Here is a 2926-nt window from a genome sequence, read left to right on the forward strand (position 1 = left end):
AGGAAAAGCATTGAAAAGCTGAAGGCTGCCCAAGGCATCCTTCAGCTATGACAAACTTTCCCCGGACACTAGTGACGCAGAGCGTGGGAACGATCGATACAGGGAGGGGGGGCAATCAGCAAAAATTGTTGGCGCCTGGGCTGGCCTCTTCCCGGCTGAAGCCGGTCCTACAAAGGCATCGCAGGCGTCCAGAGGAATTGGCGGTGACCTCGACTGTAGGACGGGCTTCAGCCGGGAATCCGTTGCCGTTGCCGTTGCTTTTGATCTTCCTACGCAGCAAGTCCAGACACCGCCAATCGCGACTTGGGTGCAGGCTGAACGGAGGTCTCGCGCAGTGGGCCGAGCCGCATGGATGCGGCGAGAGCTGCCCCCCGCCATGGATGGCGGATGGCAGCGGGCCCACGGAGCGGGGCCGGAGTGAAGGAACCCGACGAAGTCGGGCCAAACCGAGAGCAAGCACCCTTGGTTACTTGGGGTGCTTTTCCAAGTAACTCGCCGAAGGCGAAACGTCTGCCCCCAGGCAGACGCTCTTGATGTTCTCACCCCTTGCGAACTACCAACGGAAAGCAACGGTCCCCAGCACCGTCCGCTCTTCGCCCCAATAACACCGACCCGCGTTATTGCAGCCGCTCACATACTCCTTATCGAACAGATTCTTCGCATTCACATCCAGCGACCAATGCTTATCGATGTCATAACCCACCAACGCATCCACCAGCGTCACATCACCGGTCTTCAACTTCCCGTACAACGTCGGCGCGGTATACGCGAACGTATTATCGAAATAACGCACCCCGCCACCCACACGGAAACCGCTCAGCGGACCGTCGAGGAAGCGATACGTCGCCCACGTACTCGCCTGATTACGCGGTATGCCGGTCAACTGATGATCCTCGTACAACGAACCCGGACTGTCCTTCGTCACCCGCGCATCGGTGTAGGTGTACGACGCCGTCAGGCTCAGGTTCTTCGTCACATCGCTGTTGACCTCAAGCTCCACGCCCTTCGACTCGCTCTTGCCGATCTGACGGCTGAACCCGTTCGAACCGGCAATCACGTCGTGGGTCTTGGTCAGGTCAAACACCGCCGCGCTGAACGTCGTGTTCCAGCCCGCCGGCTCGTACTTCAGACCCATCTCGTACTGCTCGCTGAGAATCGGATCAAGCAACTCGCCGTTCGGTTGCGACGATTGCTGCACCGGGGTGAACGCCGTCGAGTAACTCACGTACGGCGAAATACCGTTCTCGAACTGGTACATCAACCCGGTCTGCCAGCTGAAACGATGGTCCCAGCCGTCCAGGTCCGCGGCGCCGCTGGTGGTGCCGGCGCGGTTGCGGTACTGGCTGTTGACGAAGTCCTGACGACCGCCCAACAGGTAGATCCAGTTGTTGTACTTGCTCTGCAACTGGCCGTAAGCGCCGTACATCTGCTGATCCAGCTGCGAGTTCTGCACCGTCGCGATCATGCGCGGATCGCCCGACGGGTACACCGGATTGAAAGCGTTGTACGTGCCGCCGTTGCCGGCCGCCCAGTCCTGGTTGAACGAGGTGCGGTCATAGCTGGCGCCCAACAACACGGTATTTTCCAGTGCGCCGGAAGTGAAGTGGCCTTCGAACTGGTTGTCCACCGAGTAGGTGATCGACTTGTTGTCGCGGTCGTACGCGGTGCTGGTCAGCGTGCTGCCGAAACCGGCGTTGTTCAGGTTGTTCGGCCAGGTCTCGTGACGGTCCAGGCGCGATTCCATGAAGCGCGAGTTCTGGCGGAACTGCCAGGTGTCGTTGAGCTGGTGCTTGAACTCGTAACCCAGGGTCCAGGTTTCGCGCTCGAAGTCGTCCCAGTTCGGGTTGCCGTTGAACTGGTCCTTGCCGATCTTGCCGTTGACGTTGTTCAGCAAGGTGCCGGCCGCCGGATAGCCGAGCAGCAGCTTGGTGCGATCGCGCTGGTACGACGAGAGCAGGGTCAGCGCGGTGTCTTCGTCGAAGTTGAAGGTCATCGACGGCGCGATGTAGATGCGGTCGTCCGGCACCGAATCGACCTGGGTGTCGGCGTTGCGGCCAAGCATGACCACGCGGCCGAGGATGCGGTTGTCGTCGGTCAGCGGGCCGGACACGTCGAGGGACAGTTGCCGACGGTTGTTGCTGCCGTAGGTGAACTTGGCTTCGCCCTGGGCGGTTTCGGTCGGGCGCTTGCTGACCAGGTTGACCAGCCCGCCCGGCGCGTTTTCACCGTAGAGGATCGAGCTCGGGCCACGAAACACTTCGGTGCGTTCCAGGCCATAGGGTTCGGTGGTGGTGTCGTAACGGTTGCCTTGCAGACGCAAGCCGTCCTTGAGCAGGCCGTAACCGTAGTCGGTAGCGTTGTAGCCGCGAATGGAGAACAGATCGCCCGCGAGTCCGTCGCCCACGGCAAAGGGTGGGGCGAAGATGCCGGGGACGTAACCGAGGATGTCGGTCAGGGTTTGCGAGCCCTGATCCTGAATGCGCTGGCGTGTCACCACCGACACCGAGCGCGGGGTTTCCGACAGCGGCGTACTGGTCTTGGTGCCCGCCGTGCTGTTTTTCACCTGATAGCCAACGGTTTCCTGCCCTTCGGGCGCTTCACCGGTGACCACCGAATTCTGCAGTTCGATGGTGGCGCCCTGCTCGGCCTTGGCCGGGGCATCCGCCGCCCATGCCGCGCCGTGGCAGGCGACCGTTGCGACCAGCGCTGCCAAGGCATTGACCTTGAAGTGACCCTTGTTATTGCTCGCCATCCGAACTCCCCCTCCCTTTGAAATCACACGGGGCAATGCCCCAAAATTGACCGCTTATGTCAAAAAAGCGTGAAAATGTAACAAAGAACGTTTCTCATTACCATTCTTATAGTAAAAAAGGGCGAAGGGCCACTGCTGGTCCTACGCCCTCTTTCAACGCTGTTACAACAAGGG

Annotated in this window: 1 protein-coding gene; it reads right to left on the reverse strand. The window is 60.4% G+C overall.

The genetic code is table 11. The features are described from left to right. Window positions 1–553: 553 nt before the first annotated feature. Window positions 554–2752 (reverse strand): TonB-dependent siderophore receptor, encoded by a 2199-nt coding sequence (locus EC919_RS24545; RefSeq protein WP_133776896.1) that lies wholly within the window; start codon window positions 2750–2752, stop codon window positions 554–556. Window positions 2753–2926 lie beyond the last annotated feature (174 nt).

This window comes from Pseudomonas graminis (assembly GCF_004364335.1).
Taxonomy (GTDB): Bacteria; Pseudomonadota; Gammaproteobacteria; order Pseudomonadales; family Pseudomonadaceae; genus Aquipseudomonas; species Aquipseudomonas graminis_D.

Bases quoted from the DNA above. Each gene is read 5' to 3' on its own strand.
- EC919_RS24545 (WP_133776896.1), bottom strand. From the start codon at position 2,752: ATGGCGAGCAATAACAAGGGTCACTTCAAGGTCAATGCCTTGGCAGCG.